Source organism: Actinomadura livida, assembly GCF_014648675.1.
Classification (GTDB): Bacteria; Actinomycetota; Actinomycetes; order Streptosporangiales; family Streptosporangiaceae; genus Spirillospora; species Spirillospora livida.
Genome location: NZ_BMRO01000004.1, coordinates 252,992 through 276,619 on the forward strand (window position 1 = coordinate 252,992; position 23,628 = coordinate 276,619).

General features: G+C 73.5%; 17 protein-coding genes. 4 read left to right on the forward strand and 13 right to left on the reverse strand.

The annotated features are described in order from the left end of the window. The 7 genes from IEZ03_RS10875 to IEZ03_RS10910 form a co-directional block, all read right to left on the reverse strand. A partial coding sequence (locus IEZ03_RS10875) for a DUF6328 family protein (protein ID WP_229808251.1) occupies positions 1-212 on the reverse strand: 212 nt, incomplete at its 3' end. Positions 213-291: 79 nt separating this feature from the next. After that, on the reverse strand, positions 292-2,466 hold the full coding sequence (locus tag IEZ03_RS10880; RefSeq protein ID WP_229808204.1) for a SpoIIE family protein phosphatase: 2,175 nt from the start codon (positions 2,464-2,466) through the stop codon (positions 292-294). A 154-nt stretch (positions 2,467-2,620) separates the two neighbouring features. Then, positions 2,621-3,466 carry an ANTAR domain-containing protein gene (locus IEZ03_RS10890; RefSeq protein ID WP_229808205.1) on the reverse strand — a complete coding sequence of 282 codons (846 nt, stop codon included), beginning with the start codon at positions 3,464-3,466 and terminating at the stop codon, positions 2,621-2,623. A 261-nt stretch (positions 3,467-3,727) separates the two neighbouring features. After that, positions 3,728-4,150 (reverse strand): CBS domain-containing protein, encoded by a 423-nt coding sequence (locus IEZ03_RS10895; RefSeq protein WP_184888609.1) that lies wholly within the window; start codon positions 4,148-4,150, stop codon positions 3,728-3,730. Between the two features lie 114 nt (positions 4,151-4,264). After that, positions 4,265-4,633 (reverse strand): SSI family serine proteinase inhibitor, encoded by a 369-nt coding sequence (locus tag IEZ03_RS10900; protein WP_184888607.1) that lies wholly within the window; start codon positions 4,631-4,633, stop codon positions 4,265-4,267. A 182-nt stretch (positions 4,634-4,815) separates the two neighbouring features. Next, positions 4,816-5,448: a sigma-70 family RNA polymerase sigma factor gene (locus IEZ03_RS10905; protein ID WP_184888605.1), complete on the reverse strand. Its 633-nt coding sequence runs from the start codon at positions 5,446-5,448 to the stop codon at positions 4,816-4,818. Positions 5,449-5,912: 464 nt separating this feature from the next. Further along, positions 5,913-9,047, reverse strand: coding sequence for a M14 family metallopeptidase (locus IEZ03_RS10910; protein WP_184888603.1), 3,135 nt, complete (start codon positions 9,045-9,047; stop codon positions 5,913-5,915). A gap of 311 nt (positions 9,048-9,358) precedes the next feature. Between IEZ03_RS10910 and IEZ03_RS10915 the strand changes: the two genes are divergently transcribed. The 3 genes from IEZ03_RS10915 to IEZ03_RS10925 all read left to right on the forward strand — a co-directional run bounded on the left by IEZ03_RS10915 (position 9,359) and on the right by IEZ03_RS10925 (position 15,143). Continuing rightward, entirely contained in the window at positions 9,359-11,845 is a 2,487-nt protein-coding gene (locus IEZ03_RS10915; protein WP_184888600.1) for a SpoIIE family protein phosphatase, read from the forward strand. A 92-nt stretch (positions 11,846-11,937) separates the two neighbouring features. After that, positions 11,938-12,855, forward strand: a complete 918-nt coding sequence (locus IEZ03_RS10920) for a hypothetical protein (protein ID WP_229808206.1) — start codon at positions 11,938-11,940, stop codon at positions 12,853-12,855. Between the two features lie 1,550 nt (positions 12,856-14,405). Beyond that, positions 14,406-15,143, forward strand: a complete 738-nt coding sequence (locus IEZ03_RS10925) for a hypothetical protein (protein ID WP_184888598.1) — start codon at positions 14,406-14,408, stop codon at positions 15,141-15,143. Here the strand turns inward: IEZ03_RS10925 and IEZ03_RS10930 are convergent, their stop codons facing one another. The 6 genes from IEZ03_RS10930 to IEZ03_RS10955 all read right to left on the reverse strand — a co-directional run bounded on the left by IEZ03_RS10930 (position 15,144) and on the right by IEZ03_RS10955 (position 22,535). After that, positions 15,144-16,025: a hypothetical protein gene (locus IEZ03_RS10930; RefSeq protein WP_184888596.1), complete on the reverse strand. Its 882-nt coding sequence runs from the start codon at positions 16,023-16,025 to the stop codon at positions 15,144-15,146. It lies immediately after the preceding gene. 526 nt (positions 16,026-16,551) lie between these two features. After that, entirely contained in the window at positions 16,552-18,174 is a 1,623-nt protein-coding gene (locus IEZ03_RS10935) for a sporulation protein (RefSeq protein ID WP_184888594.1), read from the reverse strand. Between the two features lie 398 nt (positions 18,175-18,572). Next, complete coding sequence (locus IEZ03_RS10940; RefSeq protein WP_184888592.1) at positions 18,573-19,949, reverse strand: M16 family metallopeptidase; 1,377 nt, start codon at positions 19,947-19,949, stop codon at positions 18,573-18,575. Beyond that, positions 19,946-21,202: a M16 family metallopeptidase gene (locus tag IEZ03_RS10945; RefSeq protein ID WP_184888590.1), complete on the reverse strand. Its 1,257-nt coding sequence runs from the start codon at positions 21,200-21,202 to the stop codon at positions 19,946-19,948. Before IEZ03_RS10945 ends, IEZ03_RS10940 begins: the two co-directional genes overlap by 4 nt. A 213-nt stretch (positions 21,203-21,415) precedes the next feature. Then, positions 21,416-21,769, reverse strand: coding sequence for an STAS domain-containing protein (locus IEZ03_RS10950; RefSeq protein ID WP_184888588.1), 354 nt, complete (start codon positions 21,767-21,769; stop codon positions 21,416-21,418). A 148-nt stretch (positions 21,770-21,917) separates the two neighbouring features. Beyond that, positions 21,918-22,535 carry an ATP-binding protein gene (locus tag IEZ03_RS10955; RefSeq protein ID WP_229808207.1) on the reverse strand — a complete coding sequence of 206 codons (618 nt, stop codon included), beginning with the start codon at positions 22,533-22,535 and terminating at the stop codon, positions 21,918-21,920. Between the two features lie 272 nt (positions 22,536-22,807). On the opposite strand from IEZ03_RS10955, the gene IEZ03_RS10960 reads away from it, so the two are divergent. Continuing rightward, positions 22,808-23,628, forward strand: an 821-nt coding sequence (locus IEZ03_RS10960; protein ID WP_506269201.1) for a Sco1979 family transcriptional regulator, incomplete at its 3' end; no start/stop codon positions are given.

The following is a 23,628-nucleotide window of genomic DNA, read 5'->3' on the forward strand; positions in this document are numbered from 1 at the left end:
GCCGCCCCGAACAGCGCGATGTAGAACAGCGCGGTCCCCACCCCGTCGACCTTCTCGTAATGGGTGGAGAACGGCACGATCAGCAGGAACGCGAACAGCACCTGCACGCCGGTGACGGCGACGCGGAAGCCCTGGAGCAGCTCGACGAACTGCCGGTCGAGGCGCTCGTGCTCGGTCTCGTTGCGGGGCTTGTCGGCCGGGTCCGTGGTCATGAAAGCCATTTACCCCAGCAAAACGTTCGTCAGTCCACCAACTCGATCAGTACTGGCCCGGTCAGCACCGGCATCGTGCCTAGTCCAGCGACGCCTGCTCCACACGCAGCGCGAGCATCGAGACGTCGTCGCGCAGGTCGCTGTCGCAGAACTCGAGCAGCGCGTCCTCCACCGCGTCGAGCATCCCCGCCGGCGTCTCGCCCGCGTGCCCGGCGAGGATCTCCAGCAGGCGTTCCTGGCCGAACTCCTGCCGCGTCATGTTGCACGCCTCCAGCACGCCGTCGGAGTGCAGGATCAGGGTGTCGCCGACGCCGAGCTCGATCGTGTCCTGCCCGGCCTCGAAGTCCTCGAACAGGCCGAGCGGGACCCCGCCGCGGGCCGCCGACCTGATCACCCCGTCCGCGCGCACGACGATCGCGGGCGGATGCCCCGCGGTGCCCAGCGACACGACGACCCGCTCGGTCTCCACCGTCAGCCCGGCCATCACGGCGGTGACGAACCGGTCCTCGTCCATCAGCGCCTCGTTGACGATGCCGAGGACGTCCCCCGGGGCGGCCTTCCACCGGGCCGCAAGCCGCGCGCAGTGCCGGGCCGCCGCGGTCACCGCCGCCGCGTCCTCGCCCTTGCCGCACACGTCGCCGAGGATCAGCCCCCAGCCGCTCTCGGTGCGGAACACGTCGTAGAAGTCGCCGCCGACCTCCGAGCCGTGCGTCGCCGTCAGGTACTTCGCGGCCACGCTGACGCCGGGGATGGCGGGCAGCGCCTTCGGCAGCAGGCCCGCCTGGAGCGTCTCGGCGACCTCGGCGCGCCGCCGGTAGAGCCGCGCCGCCCGGATCACCAGGGCCAGGTAGCGGCCGAGGCGCTGGACGACCCCGAGGTCCATGAGGTCGAACGGGCCGTACTCGCCGCTCGCCGCCAGGGTGATCGTGCCGATGGCGCGGTCGCCGTCCTCGATCGGGACGCTCAGCACCGAGGTCACGCCGATCTTGCCGCAGACGGGCTGGCCGTCCGGGCACACGCCGAGCACGTCGAGGTTCTCCAGGTGCGGCCGCAGCGCGCTCTGCCGGGTGACGAAGACGGTGTGGGGGAGGGAGCCCTGGACGGGTTCGACCTCCTCCAGCATCCGCGCGGCCTCGACGGAGCGCTCGTCCTCCGGGCCCATGACCACCTGGCGGCGCAGCTGGGGCGGTGTGCCCACGGCGTGCGCGCCGCCCAGCGGGGGCGACCCGGGGCCGCCGTTCCCGCCGGTCAGGTCGATGAACGCCCAGTCGGCCAGTTCGGCGGCCAGCAGCCGGGCGCACCGCCGGATGGCCACGGTCTCGTTGAAGACGGGTTCGTCGAGCAGCAGCTCGCTGGCGGTGGCGAGGACGTCCATCCGGTGGACGATCGTGGCGACGGCCTCGTCGTCCGGCTGGGCGGCGTGGGTGCTCCGCGCGTGCGCGGGCTCCTCGCGGGCGGGCGCGTCCGGCGTGGGCGCGGTGCCGGTGGCGGCCGTCCGGGCGGACGCGGTGCCGTCGGACACCGCCCGCGCCGACGCGCCCCGGGCCGATGCGGTCCGCGTCGCGGCGGACGAGGCAGGGGCGGACGCGGCGGGGGCGGACGCGGCAGGGGCGGACGCGGCGGGGGCGCGGCCGGACGCCGTCCGCCTGGGCTTCGCCGGGGACGGATCCGGGTCGCCGGCCGGCGCGTTCGCCGGCCCGGCGGCGGCCACGACCATCGGGTCGGGTTCGCCGCGGATCCACACGCGGGCCAGCGTCACCGTCGCGTCGACGGGGTGGTCGCGGCCGAGGAACCGGACCTTGACGGGGTGGCGCCGTCCCGTCCGGACGACCGCGGCGATCTGCGACCGCACCGCAGCGCGGGTCGCCATGTCGCAGAAGGCCGTGAACTGCTTGCCCGACACGTACCCGGCGGACGTGCCGAGCAGCGCGGCGGCCTGCCGGTTGACGCGCCGGACGGTCGTGTTCCGGTCGAGGAGGAACAGCGGCACCGGGGCGTCCTGGAAGACGGTGCGCAGCACCCGCCGCTCGTTCTCGGCCGCGGCCGACCCGCCCTGCTCGCCGGGGTGCTCGGTGCCCACGGTCCGCAGCACGGTCAGCGCCAGCTCCAGCTCGACCAGGGCCGCGTCCAGGGTGGCGCGCAGGTCGGGCTGCGGCACGCCGGCGGCCTGGCGCAGCTCGCCGATGCGCCCCTCGAGCTCCGAGATCTCCCGTGTCACGGTCTCGGGTTCGAGCTGGTCGGGCTGATCGTGCATCTGGTCTCCCTCTCGTCGGCGCCGCACGATGGAGGCAGGCAGGGCCGGGCCGGAGGCCGGCCGGACCGCGGTCTCGGCGCCGCGCCGCCGGGTCGGGCCGGACCCGGCTGTGCGCAGCCTATGCGCCTCACCCCCATGCGCCTAGATCCATGACCTAGGGAAGCCCCTGATGACCGACGATACGCTGGGCCAGTGCGGTGAGCTTCACGTGGCGTGTCTGTGAGATGCGCCGCATCTCCGCGAAGGCCGTGTCGGCGTCGCAGCCCAGGGCGTGCATGAGGATCCCCTTCGCCTGGTCGACGATGGCGCGGGCCTCGACCGCCTCCTGCAGCTGGATCGCGGTCCGGTGCACGACGTCGTACTGCCGGGTGTTGGTGACGGCGGCGCTGCCCTGCGCCATGAGCAGGGACGCGATCCCGCCCTGCGCGGAGCCGAGCGACTTGGGCGTCACCCCGAACAGGGTGAGCGTGACCAGGACCGGCGGGTTCAGGTGCGGTGTCGTGCTGAAGCAGCGCACCCCCCGGCGCAACATGTCGGCCGTCGCCTCGGGCCAGCGGGTCTCGGCGAGGATGTCGTCGGACGTCTGCGCCCGGCGGTCCAGCACCGCGTCGAAGAGCGGCCCGCGGCCGCGGGCCAGCTGCCGCTCGACGATCTCGGCGAGGTCGGGATGGCTGGCGGCGGCGGCCAGCGGTTCGGGCCGGAACTCCTCGGGCACCGCGATGCCGGACGGCGGCGCGCCGGGGCCCTGGTTCTGCCGGGGGACGCGCGGCACGTCCTCGGCGTCGGCCTCGGGGAGGCCGAGCGCGGCGCCCGGGTCGTTCGCGGGCTCGGCGGGGAGCGCCCACCGCACGCTGGACGCGCCCGCGCATCCGGGCACGGCGCGCGAGGCGAGGTCGGTCACCCGGTGCAGGGTGCCGATGTCGGAGGACTCGCCGACCATGCCCAGCCGGGCGATCTCCAGCGCGAGCTGGTCCGTCAGGACGGTCTCGGTGGGTGTCACCCCTCCGAGATTATCCTGCGTTCCGAGTTCCGGGGTCGGCGGCGTCTGGCCCGCTCCCCGTCCGTGGTATCCCCGGTTCATGGCGTTTCCGGTGGTGGGGCGGCCGCAGGCGGGCGCCGCGCGCGGGTCGCGGCGCGTCGGCGGGCTTGGCCGCGGGGCGGTTCGGGTGTCGGGGGCGGGTGGTCAGAGAGGGGTGCTCCGGAGGGTTCCGGCGCCTGTCGGCCGGGGGCCGGTGGCCGAGGGGCGGCGCGGCCCGGGGGTTCAGTTGTTCGGAGGGGCCTTGCTGATCTCCGGGAGGGGGCCGGCGTCGCCGTTGGCCAGGGCCAGGTCGCCGATGCAGACGATCCCGACCGGACGGTGCTGGGCGTCCACGACGGGGAGGCGCCGCACCGCCCGCTCGCACATCAGCCGGGCCGCGGTCCCGGTGTCGTCGTCGGGGTGGACGGTGGTGAGCTCCGCGGTGCAGACGTCGCCGAGCGGGGTGAGCGAGGTGTCGCGGCTCTCGGCGACGGCGCGGACCACGATGTCACGGTCGGTGACGACGCCGCAGAGGCGTCCCGCGTAGGTGACCAGTACGTCCCCGATCCCTCGGTCCCGCATGATGCGGGCGGCTTCGTACAGCGTCGCGTCCAGCGGCAGCGTCTCCGGAGCCGCCGTCATCACGTCGCTGACCCTTGGTGGCATCGCGCGCACATCCTTCCGAATAACGACGGCGGCTCGCGTAAACACGTGTGCGCGCCTTACCCGCGGTCGGCGCGCCTATGCGGACCGTTTTGCCCGACGGCCCCTGGGCTGGCATCAGAACGCGAAAACGGACCCGGTGCGCGAGCGCATGACGCAGTCGTTGCCGTACTCGACCCGGAACCGGACGGCCTTGCCGCGCCACCGGCCGTCGGCCCGGGCGACGACGGGGGAGTGGACCGCCGTGCACATCCGGCCGTCCGGCCCGTGGGCGAACCCGCCGCCGGATCCGCTCAGCTCCGAGCACGCCCGCGCCGCCTCCGGGTGGCTGCCGCCCGGCGGGTCGCAACGCAGCGTGACGCTCCGCGAGGTGCCCCGCTCCGGGTGGTCGAGGGTGAGCCGGAGGGACGTCGCCGACTCCGGCGAGGAGGCCGGCATGAGGGCGATCACCGCGCCCACGATGACGCTGGTGGCGAGGTTCGGCATCGATACTCCGGGGATCGAGGGCGGCAGGACACCGATACTCGCTCAGCGTAGCGCTGCGATGACCGAACGTACCCGGAAATGGGCGATCCCGCAGTCACGGGGCAACTGCGGGATCATGGTCTCCGGGTGGAGACGGGCCCGGGGGCCGGTGCGCCCGCCGGCCGGGGGCGGACCGCCGGGTCTCAGGCGGCGAGGATGTGCTCGGCGCGGTCGTCGTCCGTCTTGCGCCGCGAGACGGGGTGGTCGGCCAGCGCCTCGCGGAGCTGCTTGCGGCCGCGGTGCAGGCGGGACATGACCGTGCCGATGGGGGTCCCCATAATCTCGGCGATCTCCCGGTAGGCGTAGCCCTCGACGTCGGCGAGGTAGACGGCGTCCCGGAAGTCCTCCGGCAGCGCCCGCAGGGCGGCGACGACCCGCGAGTCGGGGATGCGGTCCAGCGCCTCGGCCTCGGCGGACCGGAAACCGGACGCGTGCGCCTCCGCCCGCGCGATCTGCCACTCCTCCAGCTCCTCGGAGCCGGCGCGCTGGGGCTCGCGCTGCTTCTTGCGGTAGGTGTTGATGAAGTTGTTGGTGAGGATGCGGTGCAGCCACGCCTTGAGGTTCGTGCCTTCCTGGAACTGGTGGAAGTTCACGTAGGCCTTGGCCAGGGTCTCCTGGACGAGGTCCTCGGCGTCGGCGGTGTTGCGGGTCATGCGCACGGCGCTGGCGTACAGCGGGTCGGCGAGCGGCAGGACGTCGCGCTCGTAGCGCTCGGTGTTCTCGGCCGCCGCGGTGTCCCCCGCGTTAGGGCGGACGGGCGTGGTGACAGCGGTCATCGTCGCTCCCCGTAGGTAGTGGCCCAGGCGGAAACGGGCCGGTTGCTGACGCGTGTTCCGGGGGCACGCGCGGACCGGGCGGACGAACCGCCCCCCGTGTTAGTGGTACGTGCCACCGTTCCCGACGGGTTCGGAGGTCTCGGCCGCCCATGGCGCACGGGCCGAGGATCCTGCGCGGGTCGGCTGGGCCAGGGCGACCCCGTGCTTCCGGGACGTCGCGGGCCGATGCTCGATCAGGCGCTTCCCACCCATCGGTGGTCTTCCTGCCTTGTAAGACGCCTGGAAGGGTCCAAATGGTTGCGTGCGGACGGGTGTCGTCCGTCACATGCGGTGGCGTGTCGTCCTCGGCGGACGTGATCAAGCGGTATAGGGCCGCCCCTGCCCGGACGAGGGGCAGGGGCGGCCCGCGAGGACGGGGATCCCCGGGAGCCCGGCGCGACGGGGGCTCCCGGGGATCGGGACGGTCAGCCGAGCAGGTGTCTCAGGGCCTTGGCCATCAGGGCCCGGCTGTCGGCGGGATCGGCCTGTTCGAGCCCGAAGCCGAACAGGACGGTGTCCTTGGTCGCGACCGACGACACCGCGTCGATCAGCGCCTCGGACCGGACGAACTCGGAACCGTTGCCGGGGCTTCCCTCAGGGGCGCCCTGGATGGACCAGGGGCCGAGGCCGGTCTCGAAGCCCTCCGCGTCGAGCTCACCGCCGGTGGTGGTGAGCCTGGTGTCGTCGATGAACAGTCCGGTTCCACCGGTGAAGGGGTCGCTCACATAGGCGAAGGACACCTCCACCTGCTTGCCCGCGTAGGCGGACAGGTCGAACGCGACGGGAACCCAGCCGTTGGAGCTGCCGGTGAGGGCGTTCCAGGCGCCGGTGGTCCCGGTGTTGCCGCAGGGGTTTCCTCCCGTGAGGTAGTGGTTGAGGAACGGGTGCATGGCGAGGTAGTAGCCCGCCTCGCACTCCGCCGGGACGTTCGTGGACGTGCGCCCGTTCTTCTCGGGCAGGGTGGTCCAGTCGTCGGCGCCGGCGGTGTGGGCCTCGATGATGACGTTGTCGTAGCCCGTCTCGGTGCTGTAGGAGACCTGGGCCTGGAGCGTCGGGGCCTGCGCGGCGGTGACGCCGGTCAGGTCGATCGTCCGGGTCAGCCGCCGGTACGCGCTGTTCTGGTGGGGGCCGGCGACGTACCACTCGCCCTCGATGGGCTCGGTGGCCGCGGCGGCGCCGGTGTAGTCGCCGACCTTCCAGCTGGAGAACTGCGGGAAGTCGGCCTTGGGCAGGGCGGTGGAGGTGACCTGGAAGCCGCCCGTCTCGTTCAGCGGGTTGGTGGCCGTGCCGGTGAGGTCGGACGTCACGCCCTCGAAGGGCCGGTCCGTGCCGACGAATGCGGTCGGCGATCCGACGAGCTGCCTGTCGTACGCGCCCAGGTAGTACTGGAAGAAGTCGTCCGACAGCAGTTCGCAGTCGTCCCGGAAGCTCGTGGTGAGCACGCACGGGCGCTCCGGGTGGCCCTTCAGGCCGTAGTAGATGCCGCCGCCGTTCGCCTGGCCGAGCGGGCCGGTGTATCCGGTCGTCTCACCGGTGTGCAGGAGCTTCCCGCCCTCGTTGAGGTACGACCTGACGCTCAGGACAAGGTCCTTCGCGCGGTCGGCCACCTGCGAGTCGGGGAAGTCGCCGACGACGGACCGCACCGGTTCGTCGGCCTCGTCCTGGGTGAGGCGGTTGTCGCCGAGGTACCAGACGACGGCCTTGAAGTGCTTCAGGACGCCGAGGTCGTGCGGGACGCCGTCCTTGTCGATGTCCCAGACCAGCGGCCGGCGCTTGGCGGACTTCACCAGCTCGGCGTACTGGTCGGCGTACCGCGGCTCGTTCGTCCCGGCCGGGTAGGTCGGGTTGACGCCGGTGTAGTCCTCGTCCGCGATGACCAGGACGTCGGCCTTCTTCTGGTCGCGCACGGTGTAGGTGAAGCGCTCGCTCTCCACCCGCTTCCAGCCCTTCCAGCCGGAGAACCACACCTCGACCTTGTCGCCGGGCCGCTGCGATCTGACCTTGCCGCGGAACTCGCCGTAGTAGTGGTCGTTCTCGTCGCCGTAGCGCTCACCGCCGCGCCACTCGCGCACGAGGTCGTGGTGCGTGCGGCCGCCGTTGATCCGGTAGTGCATCGTCTTCAGCTTCAGTGACCTGCGGATCACCGAGGCGACCTCCTGCGAGCCGCCGTAGGACGTGCTGAACGCGTCCGTCTCAAAGTCGGCGGCCTTGTGCCCGAGGGAGGACACGGGCTCGTCCGGCGTGTGCGCCGACTTGCCGACCGACAGCGCGAACGGCAGGTTCTTCGCGAACTCCCGCTGGATGAGCGTCTCGTCGTCGGGGAACTCGAAGCCGCTGCCGCAGTCGCCGGGCTCCCACTCGTCGTCCGGGTCGGACGCCGCGGCCGACGCGCAGGTCGCCATCTCCGGCGTGATCGACAGCGCGCCGTAGACGTTGTCGGCCTGGCCGTCGGTGTCGCCGTTGGTCGTGTAGAGCTGCGCGCCCAGCTGGGGCACGTAGCCGGGGACGGCGGGGTTGTCGATGTCGCCGAGCAGCGCGTCGTGGATCACGTCGTCCGGGCTGCGGGTCAGGGTCTGCCAGCCGACGCCGTGCAGCAGCAGCTCCGCCGCCGAGTGGTAGTTGATCAGGAACGCGGGCCGGACCTTCTTGTAGAGGTCCATCTGCGCCTTGGTCTCGGGTTCGGAGGCGGGGGCCGGGCCGCGGTACGTCTCGTCGGCGGGCCCGTCGGAGGAGCCCTCGTTGTCGTAGCCCCACTTGTAGGGGAAGTTGCGGTTGAGGTCGACGCCGTCCCCGCCGGTGATCTGGCCGTCGCCGTCGTTGTCGCGGGTGTTCTTGCGCCAGAGGCGGAACCCGTCCTGGAACGTCAGGTCGTAGCCGTCGACGTTGACGACCGGGACGAACCACAGCTCGGTCGTGTCGACGATCTTCGTGATCTCGGCGTCGCCGCCGTAGTTGCCGACGTAGTGGTGCAGCAGCCGGCGCACCATCTCCGGCGTGATCCATTCGCGGGCGTGCTGGGCGCCCTGGTAGACGACGACGGGCTTCTTGTGGCGCCCCTTCTTGCCGGCGTCCTTGGTCACCTTGACGGCGGTGATCGGCTTGCCCTCGCGGCTCTTGCCGATGTCCACGGCCGTGGCGATGGACGGATGGTCGGCGGCGACCTTCAGAAGCTCCTCGTGGAGGTTCCCGGGGCCGCTGTAGGGGCGGAAGACGCCGTCGGCCGCGGCCTTCGTGCGAAGACGGGCGGTGTTCTTCGCGGTGAGGCCGAGGCCCTGCCGGTTGAGCGCGGCGGCCTGCGGCGCGCTCATCACGGCCTCGACGCGGATGCTGCCCGCCTTCTCGCCCTTGGCGATGCGGATCGCCTCGTGGTCCAGGCCGGAGCGGTTCAGCAGCTCGACCTGCGCCGGGCCGAGCTCGGCGGTGTAGACCGCGACGGCCGCGCCGGAGGGCGAGGGGTCTGGACTGGCGTTGGCGGGAGTCGCCGCCAGCGTTCCGATCAGGAGCGCGGCGGCGGCGAGGGTCGGGGTGAGTCTTCGATGCCGGAACAGTGCGCGCGACATTGCGCCTCCCTGGAAGGGATCACAAATGGGGGTTGCGTGATCGTCTGCCTGGGGAACCTGGGTGTCAATGGGGCATTAGTGCTTTATGCCGCATTCGGTCACTTTCCGATGTTCCGGCTTTCGGGGTGGCTACGGCGGTGTTCCCTTTGATAAAGGGCGTTCCGGAAGACGGGCAATAATCCGGCCTTCGGTGCCGTCTCCGACCAGTTTCCGCGGACCGGCGTCACGATCTTGTTACGGCAGGTAGCGTCCCGTTGACCGGGAGTCGCCGAGGATGTCGGAGCGTCCTGTGCTCCCTGGAGGGGGACCGCATGGTCATCGACGAGCTGCTGGGGATGGCGTGGATGACGGCCATCACCCTCAACGGGCGCGGACGCATCAGCCACTGGGACGACACCGCGGCCGGGTTGTTCGGCGTCGGGCGGCTCCAGGCCGTGGGCCGGCCGCCGGCCTCGCTGCTGCGGCTCCCGCGCGAGCACCGCGGCGCCTTCGAGCCGGGGGTCTTCGGGCACGTCTGGTGCGGTTCCTGCACCCTTCCGCGCGTGGACAACGGCGTGCTCACCGAGGTCGGCTGGTGGGTCTACCCCATCGACACCGACCCGGGCGGCCACGACACGCGGGTCCTGGCGCTCGCCGCCGACCTGCGCCGGCTCCGCGAGGAGGGCCCCGGCATCGTCGTCGGCGACCTGCCCGTGGCGGGCCCCGACGCCGGCGCCCGGCGCGCCCCCGGAACGCGGCTGCTGCGGGTCGAGCCGGCGCTCGCGACGCCCGCCGGGCCCGGCACCGCCCCGTTCGCCGCGCCGTTCACCGCGCGGCTCGCCGACCTGCTGCCCGCCCTGGACCCGGGCGCCGCGGAGAGGATCGCGCTGCAGGTGCTGCGGCTCGGCTGCCCGGCGGTCTCCCTCGGGCTGACCGTCCGGCTGCCGATCATCCCGCACGCGGAGGGGCCGGCCGCCCCCGCCCCGCCCCGGCCGGCGGCTCCCGGCCGGCAGGGCCCTCGGGCCCGCTCCCGGCAGGTGGCCACGGCCGCGCGCACGGGGCGGAGGCGCCCGGCCCGCGCGACGCGGCCGGCCGCGCCCCGCACACCCGGCCCCGCCCGGTCGGACGGCTGGGAGAGCACGGCCATGCGGGAACCGCTCGCCTACCTCAGCGAGGCCGGGCAGCAGATCGGCGGCACGCTCGACCACCTGCAGGCCGCGCGGAAGCTGGCGGAGGTGCTGGTCCCGCGGCTCGCCGACTTCGCCGCCGTCGAACTGCTCGAACGCGTCGTCGCCGACTCGGCCCCGCCCGCCGCCGAGGTCGACGAGGCCACGCAGATGCGCCGGGTCGCGGTCGTCCACAACGACGAGCACGGGCGCTGGGACGACCTCGTCCCCGAGGGGGAGTCGCTGCTCCTGGCGTCCGGGGCGCCGTTCGTCCAGGCCATGCGGACCGGGCGGCCCGTCCACATCCCGCACGTCGGTCCCGCGCAGGCCGCCGAGATCGCCGCCTCGTTCGGCGGCCGCGACCTGCGGCCGCTGTTCGCCGGGCGGGCGCTGATGATCGTCCCGCTGATCGCGCGGGGCCGGGTGCTCGGCACGTTCAAGCTGCTCCGCAAGGCCGATCGGCCCGGGTTCGGCGACCTCGACCTCGCCATGGTCGACGAGCTGGCCCGCCGCGCCGCGCTGTGCATCGACAACGGCCGGCTCTACCGGCGCGAGGTCCAGGTCGCCGAGGAACTGCAGCACTCGATGCTCCCCGACGACCCCCCGGACGTCGCGGGCGCCCGCGTCCGCTACCGCTACCGGCCCGCGGAGCAGGCGATCAACGTCGGCGGCGACTGGTTCGACGCCATCCCGCTGCCCGGCTGCCGGCTCGGCATCGTCGTCGGCGACGTCATGGGCCACGGGCTCACCTCGGCCGCGATCATGGGGCAGATGCGCACCGCCGTCCGCACTCTCGCCGCCGAGGACATGCGGCCCGCGCGGCTGCTGCGCCAGCTCGACGGCCTCGCCCGCCGGCTCGGCGAGGACTACCTCGCCACCTGCCTGTACGCGGTGTACGACCCGGTCGAGCGGAGGTGCACGCTCGCCAACGCCGGGCACATCCCGCCCGTCCTGGTGTCGGCGTACGGTGACAGCCGCATCCTCGGCGTCCCGTCCGGCGTGCCCATCGGGGTCGGCGGCGAGGCGTTCGAGACCGTCGAGGTGGCGGTGGAGGACGGGTCGCAGCTCGTCCTGTGCACGGACGGGCTCCTGGAACGCCGCGACCGCGACCTCGACCAGGGGCTGGAGCTCATGCGCAGCCGCCTCGCCGGCGCCCCGCCCGACCTCGACGGCACCTGCGACTCCCTCCTCGACACCCTCGCCGCGCCCACCCCCGCCGACGACATCGCGATCGTGGCGGTCGGGTTCGACGGCATCCCCAAGGACGACGTCGCCGCCTGGGAACGGCTGGATCCGCGGCCGAGCACCGTCCCCTGGGTGCGTGCCCAGGTCGCCGCGCGGCTCGCCGACTGGGACCTCGGAACGCTCACCGACACCGTCGAGCTGCTGGTCAGCGAGCTGGTCACCAACGCCCTCGTGCACGGCGCCGGGACCATCGGCCTCCGCCTGATCAAGGGCGGGACCCTGCTCTGCGAGGTCTACGACGACGGCGCCGACCTCCCCCGGCTCCGGCACGCCGAGGCCACCGACGAGTCGGGGCGCGGGCTCCAGCTCGTCAGCCACCTCGCCGCGCGCTGGGGCACCCACCGCGCCGAACCCGGGAAGGTCGTCTGGTTCGAGCACCTGCTGCCCGGACGGCGCCCGCCGCGCTGATGTCCGTGGTCGTGGGCCCGCGTCGCGGTTCTGTGAGGTAAATGTCGCGTCGGCGACAGATATTTTCCAACGCCCCGTCCGCTGTGATCGATGTGACGACACCCATCGAGGCCACGGGGGAACAGTTGGGGCGGAATCTGACGCTGCCGGTACCGGAGACGCTGTACAGCACCTACGCCGTGGCGCTCGCGGCACCCATCCCGGACCCGGCGGAACTCGCCCGCGCCGAGGTGACGCGCCGCACCCGGCCGCCCCTCCGCGACCTCGCCCTCGGCATGCTCGACAGCCCCATGCTCACCCTCGACCAGCGCCCCGCGGGCGACTTCCCCCCGCTGCCCGCCGACCTCCTCGCCGCCTACGGGGCCGCCCCGGCCGACCTGGCGGCCATCGAGGACGCCCCCCACCTGCTCGCCGTCCGCGCCGCGTACCGCCCCGGCCGCCCGCCCGCGCACGAGTGGTCCGCCCGCGCGGTCGCCGGTGCCGTCGGCGCCGCCCTGACCGCCCCGGTGATCGACGTCTTCACCCCGCAAGTGCTCGCCCCCGAGCACCTGGAACGCTCCCTTCCGGGCCCGGACGGCACCTTCCGCCTCACCGACTGGATGCTGCTCCCGCACACCTCCGGCACCCATGGCTTCTTCTTCATCACCAAAGGGCTAGCCCGTTTCGGACTCCCCGAACTGCAGACCGAGAACGTCCCACCCGACCTGGTCGAACCGTGGGGCCGCCTCCTCAACGGCCTCGCCCGCCGCGTTCTCGACCTCTGGCTGGACGAACTCCCCGCCGGAGAGCAACCCCTCGTCGTGGACGTCCCCGAGGTCGTCTCGGTGGGCCTGCGCGACATAGCCGCCGCTCAGGGCACCGACGACCCGCTGCGCCGCGAGGTGCCGGTCCGCCTCCGCCCCGACACGGCGGAACCGCCCGTCCTCACCGTCCTCCCCGCCGACGAGGGCCCGGACCGCCTCGACTCCCTGTGCGCCGCCCTCTTCGGCACGCCGGAAAGCCGCCGATGAACTTGCCGATGATCTTGAACTGAGCGCAGGATCGACAGGTGAGATTCGGCCCGCGTGACCGTCCCAGCCCCGAGCCCGAGAACCCCGGCCCCCCGGAGCCCGAAGACGCTCCGAAGCCGCGTCCCGGCCCATACCCGACAGACGTCCACGTGGCGGGCAAAGGCACCGCTCCCGAGGCGGCCCAGCCTCCCGACTCGCTCCCCACCCACCCCGAACCCCCGCACACCAACGCACCTTGGACGCCGCACGCCACCCCAGAAACGCGCCCCACCGACCAGCCCACCGCGCCCACCCCACCACCACCCCGCCGACCCGAACGCCGCCGCCCCAGGCCACCCCACCCCGAACCCACCCAGACCGGCCACCCCCGCCCCCCAACCGACACCCCGACAAGCCCGACCACCCCCCGCGACCACCCCGCGAACACGCCCGCACGGCCCCAGAACTGGCAGCCCCCCAGGCCGAGCCCGCAACCAGGCTCGCCACCGCAGGCAACATGGCCGGCCGAACCACCACCGAGCGGCCAACAGGAGCAGCCACCCTGGACCCCCCACACCCGGGGCCCCGAACCCACGGCAGCACCTCCGCAGCAGCCGAAGCCAGCCGAAACCAGCACTGCCCCACCGGCCGGCAACACGCGCGACACGCCACCGGACTGGAACCCCCGCGAACCAGGCACCGCACCCCAACCGGGCACGTCACCGAACGCATCCGGCGGCTCACCGCGTCCGGCCCGCGAGCCGAGCGAGACACCGCCCAGGGGCCGTCCCCACCCGCTGAACGCCACCCCCTTCGGCACCCCTGGCCCATCAAGCGGCCCGCCGCCCCCGACCAGAACGGACCTACCGTCCTCCAACGCAGGCGGGACGTCATCAGACTGGACACCCCGCGAGCCAGGCACCGCACCCCAACCGGGCACGTCACCGAACCCGTCCGGCGGCTCACCGCGTCCGGCCCGCCAGCCGGGCGAGACACCGCCCAGCGGCCGCCCCCACCCGCCGAGCCCCACTTCCTTCGGCAGCCCTGGGCCAGCAAGCGGTCCGCCGACGCCGACGTCGTCAGATCGACCGATCCAAGGCGCGAGTGAGGAGTCCTCGGACTGGACGCCGCGGGAGCCGGGAATCGCACCGCAGCAGGACGCGTCGCCGGCGTCGGCTGAGACCGCTTCGTGGGCGGTCCGCGGGGCGGGTGAGTCGCCGTCGAGTGGGGCGTCGGGCGCTTCCTCGACGGGCGGCACTGGCTCTGCGGGCGGACCGCCGCTGCCAGGCCAGGCGGAGTCTTTTGGAAGCGACACTCCGCAATCGGGTCGCGAGGTTGGGGAAGGGCCGTCGTCCTGGGGCTCCAGTTCGTCCTCTGAGGCTTCACGGCCGGAGCGGTCGTCCTCGCAGGCCGAGCAGTCTTCGCCTTGGACGTCCGGTACACCGGGTGGTCGGCAGGCGTCTTCGGGGTGGGAGGACGATGAGCCGTTCCTGCCCGGGAAGGGGTTGTCGGCCGAGCCGCCTCCGCGGGCGGAGCCGGAGGGTGCGGCGCCGAAGGCGGGGCCGGGGCCGATGGCCGATCCCGGGCGGCGCAAGGCGCTCGCGGACGCGTTCGTGGCCGAGTTCGTGGAGAGTGCGACGTGGCGGGCCACGCTCGCCGTGCTGGACGGAGCCTTCCCCGGGCAGGGGATGGCGACGGCGCTCTCGCAGCGCGGCGACGAGCTGCGGCGGACGATGGACGCCCTCGACCGCAGGACCATGGCGAAGCTCGGTGTCCCGGCGTGGCTGGACGACGCCGGGATGGTGTTCGACCTCAGCGCGCACCTCGGTGTCCGGGCCGCGCGGGAGCCGATGCGGGAGCCCGGGCGTCCCCGCGCGTCGCGTCCCTATGCGGGGGCGTTCGTCGTCGACACCCTTGACCCGCTGCGCTACCACCGGGCGGTGGGCGGGCCGCGGGCGCCGCGTGACCTGCGGGCGGAGGGCGTGCTGCCGGTCCCGTCGGCGGAGGACGACGACAGCGGTGTCGTGATCGTCGCGAATCTGACGTCCGCGGGTGTGCGGGTCCTGGATTCGGCGGCGCTGTGGCGTTGCGCGGGCCGGGTCGTCACGGGCACGCTGCACGAGGCGGCGCGTCCGGAGACGCGGCAGCAGGTCCGCAGGGCGCTGTGGGCGTTGCGGCGCGTGGTGTTCGTCGACCCGGACCTCGGGCTGGGGCTCTGCCTGCAGCTCGACGCGGAGCGCGTCCCGCGGTGCCTGCTCGCCTTCCGCGTGGACCGGGCGGAGGGCGCGCCGCGCTTCGTCCGCCCCTAGTCAGTCGGCGGTGCGCAGCCAGGAGAGGTCGCTCTGCCGGTCGGGCGGCAGCTCGCGGATCCGGTCCACGAGCTGCCACGGCTCGGCCGGCGGGGTGCCCTCCTCCGGGAGGACGCCGCAGACGAGCGCGGTCTGCGTGCTGACCGCCGTGAACGGGCCGAACTGCGCGACACCGCCGCCGCGCAGCGCCGCCAGCTCGGTGAGCAGCGCGTTGAGGGCGGACGGGTCCCGCGGGTCGTACAGGCCGCGGACGAACGTGAAGAGGTCCTCGGCGAGCACCTCGGGGCGCCGCCCCGACAGGTGGTACACCGTCCCCCGGTAGGCGCCCGCGGCCGCCGCCGTGTACGCCGCACGGACGCGGGGTCGCAGGCCGTACTCCGCGGCGGCGCGTTCGTACGCGTCGGCGAGCAGCGCCTCGGCTTCGCCCTCCTCGCTGAGCAGGACGCCCGCGACGACGCCCTCCTCGCGGTCGAGGCGGTCGAGCATCTCCCGGCGAAGCTCCAGGACGTCCTGCTCCACCGCGTCCAGCGACCGGGCCAGGGCCCGCTGGGCGTCCCGGTCGAGGTCGAGGGCGGCCACCTCGTCGGAGAGTTCACCGAACTGCTTCTCCAGCCGCTCCACCCGCCCGCTCAGGGATTCCAGCCCGTCGAGGACCTCGGTCGGCGGGCCCTCCGGCTGCGGCGGCGGAATCGGGATGCCCGCGGGCTCGGTCGCCTCGTCCACCACCGTCTTGAGCGCCTCGTGCCGCCGCGCGAGTTCGGACAGCTGGCCGCGCAGGTCGCGCAGTTCGGCCTGCGCGCGTGGGAGCCGCTTGTCGGACGCCAGGTAGAGCTCGCGTCCGGCGATCGCGAGGCAGAGCAGGACAAGGACCACGGTGGTCATGTGACTCCTCGGGAGGCGGGCTGCGCCTCCGACGATAACCATCCGCGGCCGTGTAGGCGGAGGACGCGGCCGATCTAGTCCAAAAGGCCCGCCATTTCCCCGAGCCCCGCCCCGCGCCCCGCACCCCACCTCAAACGCGCCCCGCCCAAGCCCGAAGCCACCGCCCCCGTGTCCGTGACTGGACGTCCGCGACACCGCAACCCGCCCAACACCTCCGCAAGCACTCCCGTCCCGCGATGCGGTGCTGGGGCGGGGACATGGGCCTGTCTGATGCCGACCGCGCCCGCATGAGCGCGCGACGTCGAACTGCTCCTTGCCGGACGCGGTCTCGGCGGCGACGGCATGCTTGTCGAGATGCCCGCGCACCTGTCGTGTCGCTCGGCCGCGGCCTGGGCGGTCGAGGCGGACCGCACCGCGCCGCACGCCACCCGGGTGCCCCTGGCCGGGACGAAGCAGTCCGCCCCGGTCGTGGGTTCGGGTCGCTGCGGGGTGTGTTTGCGATGGTGCCGAGCTGGTCGGGGGTGGGTCAGCCGAAGAGGCCGCCTAGGAGGCCGCCGAGGATTTCGGCGGCGCCGCCGGCGATCTCTCCGGCGACGTCGCCTGCGATGCCGCTCGCGGCGTCGGCGGCGATGTTGCCCGCGATGTTGCCGGCGGCCTGGCCCGCGTAGCCGGCGATCACGTTGCCGAAGGCGTCCACGGGGGCGCCGGCCACGTAACCGGCGACGTGCTGCGCGTACCCGGCCGCTCCGCCCGCCGCGCCGAGGGCCATGCCGCCCGCGACGCCGGCGGCCGCGGCGCCGCCGACCAGGCCGGCCGCCGCGGCCCCGCCGCCGTGGCGGCGGTGGCCGTGGTAGCCGGGTGAGCCGTGGTGGATGTGCACGGGCGGCGGTGCGGCCGGGTGGCCGTGGGGCGGCGGCGGATAGGGCGCCGGGCCCGACGGGGCGGGCGGCGGCGGGCCGGTGTGCGCCGGTGGGGCCGGGTACGGGGCCGGGCCTCCAGGTGCGGGCGGCGGCATGGAGCCGGGTGGGGGCGGCGGTCCGCCGTGGCCCGGCATGGGGGAGTGCGCGGGCGGGGCACCCGGGGGCGGCGGCGGGAAGGTCGGCCGGCCGGGGGCGCCGCCGGGCGCCGGATAGCCGGGCGGCGGGTGCGTGTGTCCCGGGCTGTGCATGGGGGCCGGTGTCTGGCCGGGGCCGGGTGCGGGCGGCGGGAACTGCGCGTTGCCCGGACGGCCGTAGTCGCCGGGACCGCCGTAGGACGCGGCGGCGGGCTGGGCCAGCGACCCTCCCGGCGGGGGTGGCGGCGGGGGCGGGAAGGGCGAGGCGCCACCGGGCGGCGGGAGCGGTGCCTGGGCCGGAGGCGCTGTGGCCGGGCCGCCGTGGCCGGCGCCGGAGCGGGACGGGCGCGGCAGGGCGGCGGCCTCCTGCAGCCACCGGCTGATCTTGGCCTTCCAGTCCGCCTCGGCGGCCTCGGCGTGCGGGACCTGGAAGACGCCGAACGACTCGTCCGAGGGGCGCTCGCGGTCTTCGGCGCGCAGCACGAACGCCATCGTGCGCGGGCTCGCGACGAAGCTCAGCCCGATCTTCTCGATCCGTCCCTGGTAGGACGCGGGCGGGTTGAGGTGCATCTCCTGGTGGAACGGCAGCTGCTGGGAGACGCCCCGCAGCTTGGACGACTCGAACGTGACGTTCGAGATCTGGAAGCCGAGCTGCGCGATCGCCGCGAGCACCCACTGCTGGGACTCCAGCGGCTCCACGGAGATCGGGTCGATGTCGCCTGGGTCGGGCTGCCCGGCCAGGTCGACCTCCGTGCACATCCCGATGGTGAACCCGGGGAGCTCGTGGCCGAGCACCGTGGTGAACGGCAGCTCGTACGGCAGCGGAATGGAGAACGAGAGGTCGCGCTGCTGGCCGGTGTCCAGCCGGAAACCGCGGGTCAGGGCGCCCCGGTACACCTCCGGGCCGGCCGACTCACCGCCGTAGCCGTTCTGCATGCGCGGCATGAGCGCCAGCGTCACGTGCCGGACGTCCACGGGCCGTGTGCCGCCGCGCAGATGGACCTTGCCGGCCACGACCCCGCCGGGCTTGCAGTTCGGCTCCGACAGGATCGTGTCGACGGACGGTCCGCCGCCCGCCATCTGCCCGTAGGACAACGGCCGTTCCCCTCTTTCGACCGCGGGGGAGTCTCCCCGCGGTGCCAGCCCGCATGGGTCGTCCCGCGCGAGTTCGCCAACACGGGTTAGACCCACTCCACCATGCCATCGGTTCACCCGGCGAAGTGGAACAGCGGCCCTTTTCATCCGCCGGGTAACGAAAACCGCACCTGCCGACCGCCCAAGGACGAACAATCCGCGCTCTTGGCCGCGGCCGGGCAGGCCGCGCTCTTGGATACGGCCGATATGAGCGGGTCGTGGCGGGCGGGTGGCGGCTAAGTCGCCCGCGGCAGGTGGCCGCTGCCGCGCCCAGCGCGCTTGGCGGGGCCTCGACGGTGTCGAGGTCGTGGTGTTCGAGCGCGCTGGGCGTCGGCGCGGCCTGCCGGGGCGTGGGTGGGTTACTCCTTGGCGGTTACGGTCACCGTGGCGTAGCCGAGTTTTTCCAGGGGGTCACGGATCTGCTCGGCGTCGCCTACGGCGATCACGGTGAGGGCCTCGGGGTCGACGTGCTTGCGGTACGTGCGGGCGACGCCGTCCGGGGTCGAGGCGCGTACGGCGGCCAGGTAGGCGCTCGGGTAGTCGGTGCCCAGGCCGTTGGCGGAGACGTCGGCCAGCTCGGCGGCGACGGCGCGGGCCGTCTCGTACTCGGCGGGGGCGCGGTCGGCCAGGGCGCGGACCGACGAGCCGTGCTCGTCGGCGCCGATGCCCTCGGACACGATGCCGCGCAGTTCGGTCAGCGCGTCGGAGACGGCGTCGGCGGTGACCTCGGTGTGGACGGCGCCCTGCGCGATGAACAGGCCGCAGTGCCGCATCCGCAGCAGGCCCGCGCGCATGCCGTAGGTGTAGCCCTTCTCCTCGCGGAGCTTCGCGTTCAGCCGGGACGTGAGCCCGCCGCCGAGCACGTGCGCCGCGACGGTCAGGGACGGCCAGTCGTGGTGCGAGCGGTCCGGGACGCCGTGCCCGAAGCTGAGGTACGTCTGCACCGAGCCCGGGCGGTCGACGACGACGATCCGGGCGGCCGACTCCGGCATGACCCGGTCCGGGGTGGGGAGCGGGCCGCCGGTCGCGGCCCAGCCCTCCAGTGCGGCCGTGAGCGCTCCGTCGGCGTCCACCCCGGAAAGATCACCGGCGACGACCGCGGTGGCCTCGGCGGGCACCACGGAGCCGTAGAAGGAGCGGACGTCGGCCCCCTGGAGCGCCTCGACGGAGGCGCGGCCGCCGCCGGTCGGGCGGGACGCGCGGGCCTCCGCCGGGAACATCACCGCGCGCAACTCGCGCATGGCGCGCGACCCCGGGTCGGCGTCCTCCTGCGCGATCTCCTCCAGCCGCTCGCGGACGAGGCGGCGTACGTCGCCGTCGTCCAGGGCCGGGCGGCGCACGACCTCGGAGAACAGCTCCATGGCCGCGCCGAGCCGCGTCGTCGGGACGTCCAGCGCGATGCGCAGCGCGGTCAGGTCGGCGTGCGCGAAGAAGCTGGCACCGAGCCGCTCGAAGGCGGCGGTCAGCGCGGTGCCGCCGCCCGGCTCGGTGCCCTCCGTCAGCGCGTGCGCCGCCAGCGTCGCGACGCCGTCGAGGCGGCGGCCGTCGGCGAGGACCGGCTCGCGGCCGGCGCCCGCGTGCAGGACGAGCCGCACCGCGGCGAGGCGCCGGCCGGGCAGGTCGCAGCGCAGCGTCGCCGGGCCGGCCGGGACGCGGCCCTCGACGCCGGCCGGGAACGCCCAGGCCGGGACGGGCCCGGGGACGGGGCGGGGCTGCAGGGACAGGCCGCTGCTCACGAGGTGCCTCCGTAGGTCAGGGCGGTGCGGCCGCCCGGTGCCAGCCAGCGGCCCGCCATCTCCTTGATCGCGTCCCCGGTGACCGCGGCGGCGCGGCCGGCGGCGGTGAAGGTCCGGGCCGGGTCGTCGAACTGCGTCGCGTTCTGGGACAGCGCGTTGGCCAGGGCCGTGACCGTCTCGGTCTGCTCGAGGAAGCCCCGCTCGGCCTGGGCCGTGGCGCGGGCGGCCTCGTCGGCGTCGGGGCCGTGCTCGGCGAACCGCTGGAGCTCCTCGTCCAGCACGGCGGCGATCTTGTCCGGGTCCGGCCCGATCGCGTCCACGATCGCCAGGGACGGGCCGGACGCCAGCCGCGTCACCCCGGCCCACACCTCGGTGGCGATCTCGTCGCGGCGCACCATCCGGTCGTACAGCCGGGAGCCGGAGCCGCCGCCGAGGATCTCGACCGCGAGCTCGGCGGCCTCGATCTCGTCGCCGCCGTCGGTGGGGAGCGTGAACATCGCGAAGTAGGCGGGGGAGGGGACCTCCTCGTCGAGGGTCTCCCCGCGGACGCCGGACAGCGGCCCGAGCCCGCCGGGCCGCGCGGCCGGCTTCTCGGGGCCGGCCGGCAGCCCGCCGAAGTAGCGCTCGACCGCCGCCAGCGTCGCCTCCGGGTCGACGTCGCCGACGACGGACAGGACCGCGTTGCCGGGGGCGTACCAGGTGGCGAAGAAGTCCGCGCAGTCTTCGAGGGTGGTGGCGTCCAGGTCGTCCATGGAGCCGATCGGGGTGTGCGCGTAGGGGTGGCCTTCGGGGAAGGTGAGGGCGCACAGCCGCTCGAACGCCGTCCCGTAGGGCTGGTTGTCGTAGCGCTGGCGGCGCTCGTTCTTCACCACGTCGCGCTGGTTGTCGAGGTTGGCCTGGGTGAGCGCCGCGGGGAGGGTGCCCATCCGGTCGGCCTCCAGCCAGAGCGCGAGCTCCAAGTGGCTGACGGGCACGGTCTCGTAGTAGTTCGTGCGCTCGAACGACGTGCTGGCGTTGAACGCGGCGCCGGCGCTCTCCAGCAGCGCGGCGTGCTCGCCTTCGGCGACGTTCGCGGAGCCCTGGAACATCAGGTGCTCGAAGAGGTGGGCGAGCCCGGTGCGGCCGGCCCGCTCGTGCCGCGAACCCACCCCGTACCAGATGTTCACGGCGGCCAGTGGTACTACATGGTCCTCGCAGACCACCACGCGCAGGCCATTGCCGAGCGTGTGCTCATGCAGCGGCTGTTCTGCCACGGAGCGCTCCCGTCCGTTCGATGGGTCGGCTGGCGGACAGCACCGCGCGCGTCGGCGGGACGTGCCCGGGCGGCGGGCTTGATCTCGGTCTCACCGTACCGGGTACCGGCGGCCGGACGCGCGCCTCCGCGAACTGTGGACAACTCGCGTGGAGGCGGAAGGACGGGAGGTCCGGGAGCAGGAGGGAGCAGGGGGAGCGAAGGGCGCGAGGGGTCAGCCGGCGGGGGACTCGTGGGCGGCGATGGCGTCCTCCAGGGAGTTGTGGAGGACGAAGATCTTGGTCAGCTGGGTGACGTGGAAGACGCGGCGCACCCGGTCGTTGACGCCCATGAACGACATCGTGCCGTCGCGGGCGCGGAGCCGGTGGTAGATGCCGACCAGGACCCCGAGGCCCGTGGAGTCGAGGAACGTGACCTCGCCCAGGTCGATGACCAGATGCGCGCCGCCGTTGTCGATGATGTCGAGCAGGGCCTCCCGCAGCCGGGGGCTGGTGAAGACGTCGATCTCACCGCTGATCTTGACGACCGTGAGGCCCTTCTCCTCGCGATGCTCCACGGCGAAGTCCACCGGTGCTCCTCTCTGCCGCTCGGCCGAACCGCCGCGGCGCCCTGGGGGGCGTCTGTCTCGGTGAGACTAGTGGGAACTCGTTTGTTACCCCTGTGGCGCGTCGTTACGCCCGCCTGACGGAACGGGAGCGTTCCCCGCGGCGATGCCGTCAGGGAGTCCGGAAGAGGGCCCACACCACCTTCCCCTGCGGGATGGCGCGCCACCCCCAGCGGACGCTGAACGACTCCACCAGGTGCAGGCCGCGCCCCGTCTCGGCTATGTAGTCGGGCTCCTTGCGGCGCGGCGCGGCGGGGCTCGCGTCCATGATCCCGCAGAGCAGCCACGGTGCCCGGTGGCCGATCCGGAGCCGGATGGCGGACGGCGCCGAGCCCAGCGGGTCGGCCGGGTCGCCGTACACGCCCGCGCGGTGTACGCCGTCGCCCGGCCGGCCGCGGGACGTCCCCCCGCTGTGCCGCAGTGCGTTGGTGACGAGCTCCGAGACGACCAGGCCCACGTCGTCGGCGAGTTCCGGCACGCCCCATTCGGCGAGCCGGGAAACCGCGAAGTGGCGGGCCTCGGTGACCGATTCCGGATCGGGCTCGACCGTGAACGAGACCGTGGAGCCGCGGAGCTCGGTCAGCGCCGTGACGGCGGAGTCCAGGCGCGGGGGAAGGTCGGACGACTCGGGTACGGGCATGGAGCAGCCGGCAAGGTCGTGCGGGTCGGCCGGCCCCATGACGGGGCCGAGCTCCCAGCGCGTGTCGTCGTGCGCGTGGCGTGACGTCATTCCAACCGGACCCCGCAGAGTGATCTCGTTGTGCAGCCGTGGCTCGGAAGTCTCGTGCGTTATCCTGCGCATCGTAGCGTGCGAATGCAAGGCCCAATGCACGTGCATCCGCGTTGTGAGGGTGTGGGGCGACGCGAATGCACGCGACCTGAACGGAGGTAACCGCAGGACACTGAGGCCAGTGGCACACTAGGTTCGCTGTCCGCCGAATAGCCGGGAGGTTGGGCGTGACTCCAGAGACGCCGGGAAGCGGGTCGACGGTGCGTCGGATCCTGCTCGGGTCGCAGCTTCGCCGTCTGCGCGAGCAGAAGGGCGTGACCCGTCAGGACGCCGGCTACGTCATCCGCGCGTCGGAGTCGAAGATCAGCCGCCTCGAGCTCGGCCGGGTCAGCTTCAAAGAACGAGACGTGGACGACCTGCTCTCGCTCTACGGCGTAAGCGACAAGACAGAACGCGAAGCGCTGCTGCAGCTTGCGCGGGAGGCAAACACCCCCGGTTGGTGGCACCGGTACAACGATGTACTGCCCGGCTGGTTCCAGACCTATGTCGGCCTGGAGGAGTCGGCGGCGCTGATCCGCACATATGAACTGCAGTTCATTCCGGGACTGCTGCAGTCGGAGGGGTATGCGCGGGCGGTGATCCGCTTGGGCAACGCCGGGGCCGCCGAACACGAAATCGACCAACGCGTGGAACTGCGGATGCAACGGCAGGAACGCCTGACGGGCGCGGACGCACCGCGCCTGTGGGCGGTGGTGGACGAGGGGGCGCTCAAGCGCCCCATCGGCGGTCCGGAGGTCATGAGGGGCCAGTTCGAGCACCTCATCGAGATGTCCAAGCTGTCGAACGTCACCATCCAGATCATGCCGTTCAGGTTCGGAGGCCACGCCGCCGAGGGGGGCGCGTTCACGATCCTGCGCTTTCCCGAGCAGGACCTGCCGGACGTGGTTTACGTAGAGAACCTCACCGGCGCGATGTACCTGGACAAGCGAGACGACGTCGACACGTACCTGCAGGCGATGGAACGCCTCTGCGTCGACAGTGCGACCCCGGAACGCACCGTCGAGCTTCTCGGTGATCTTCTCAGAGAGACATG

What these genes read in the sequence shown, in the direction of transcription:
- IEZ03_RS10880 (WP_229808204.1), bottom strand. Translation starts at nt 2,466, where the DNA reads ATGCACGATCAGCCCGACCAGCTCGAACCCGAGACCGTGACACGGGAG.
- IEZ03_RS10955 (WP_229808207.1), bottom strand. Translation starts at nt 22,535, where the DNA reads ATGACGTCACGCCACGCGCACGACGACACGCGCTGGGAGCTCGGCCCC.
- IEZ03_RS10905 (WP_184888605.1), bottom strand. Translation starts at nt 5,448, where the DNA reads ATGACCGCTGTCACCACGCCCGTCCGCCCTAACGCGGGGGACACCGCG.
- IEZ03_RS10910 (WP_184888603.1), bottom strand. Translation starts at nt 9,047, where the DNA reads ATGTCGCGCGCACTGTTCCGGCATCGAAGACTCACCCCGACCCTCGCC.
- IEZ03_RS10900 (WP_184888607.1), bottom strand. Translation starts at nt 4,633, where the DNA reads ATGCCGAACCTCGCCACCAGCGTCATCGTGGGCGCGGTGATCGCCCTC.
- IEZ03_RS10930 (WP_184888596.1), bottom strand. Translation starts at nt 16,025, where the DNA reads ATGACCACCGTGGTCCTTGTCCTGCTCTGCCTCGCGATCGCCGGACGC.
- IEZ03_RS10915 (WP_184888600.1), top strand. Translation starts at nt 9,359, where the DNA reads ATGGTCATCGACGAGCTGCTGGGGATGGCGTGGATGACGGCCATCACC.
- IEZ03_RS10895 (WP_184888609.1), bottom strand. Translation starts at nt 4,150, where the DNA reads ATGCCACCAAGGGTCAGCGACGTGATGACGGCGGCTCCGGAGACGCTG.
- IEZ03_RS10925 (WP_184888598.1), top strand. Translation starts at nt 14,406, where the DNA reads ATGGCCGATCCCGGGCGGCGCAAGGCGCTCGCGGACGCGTTCGTGGCC.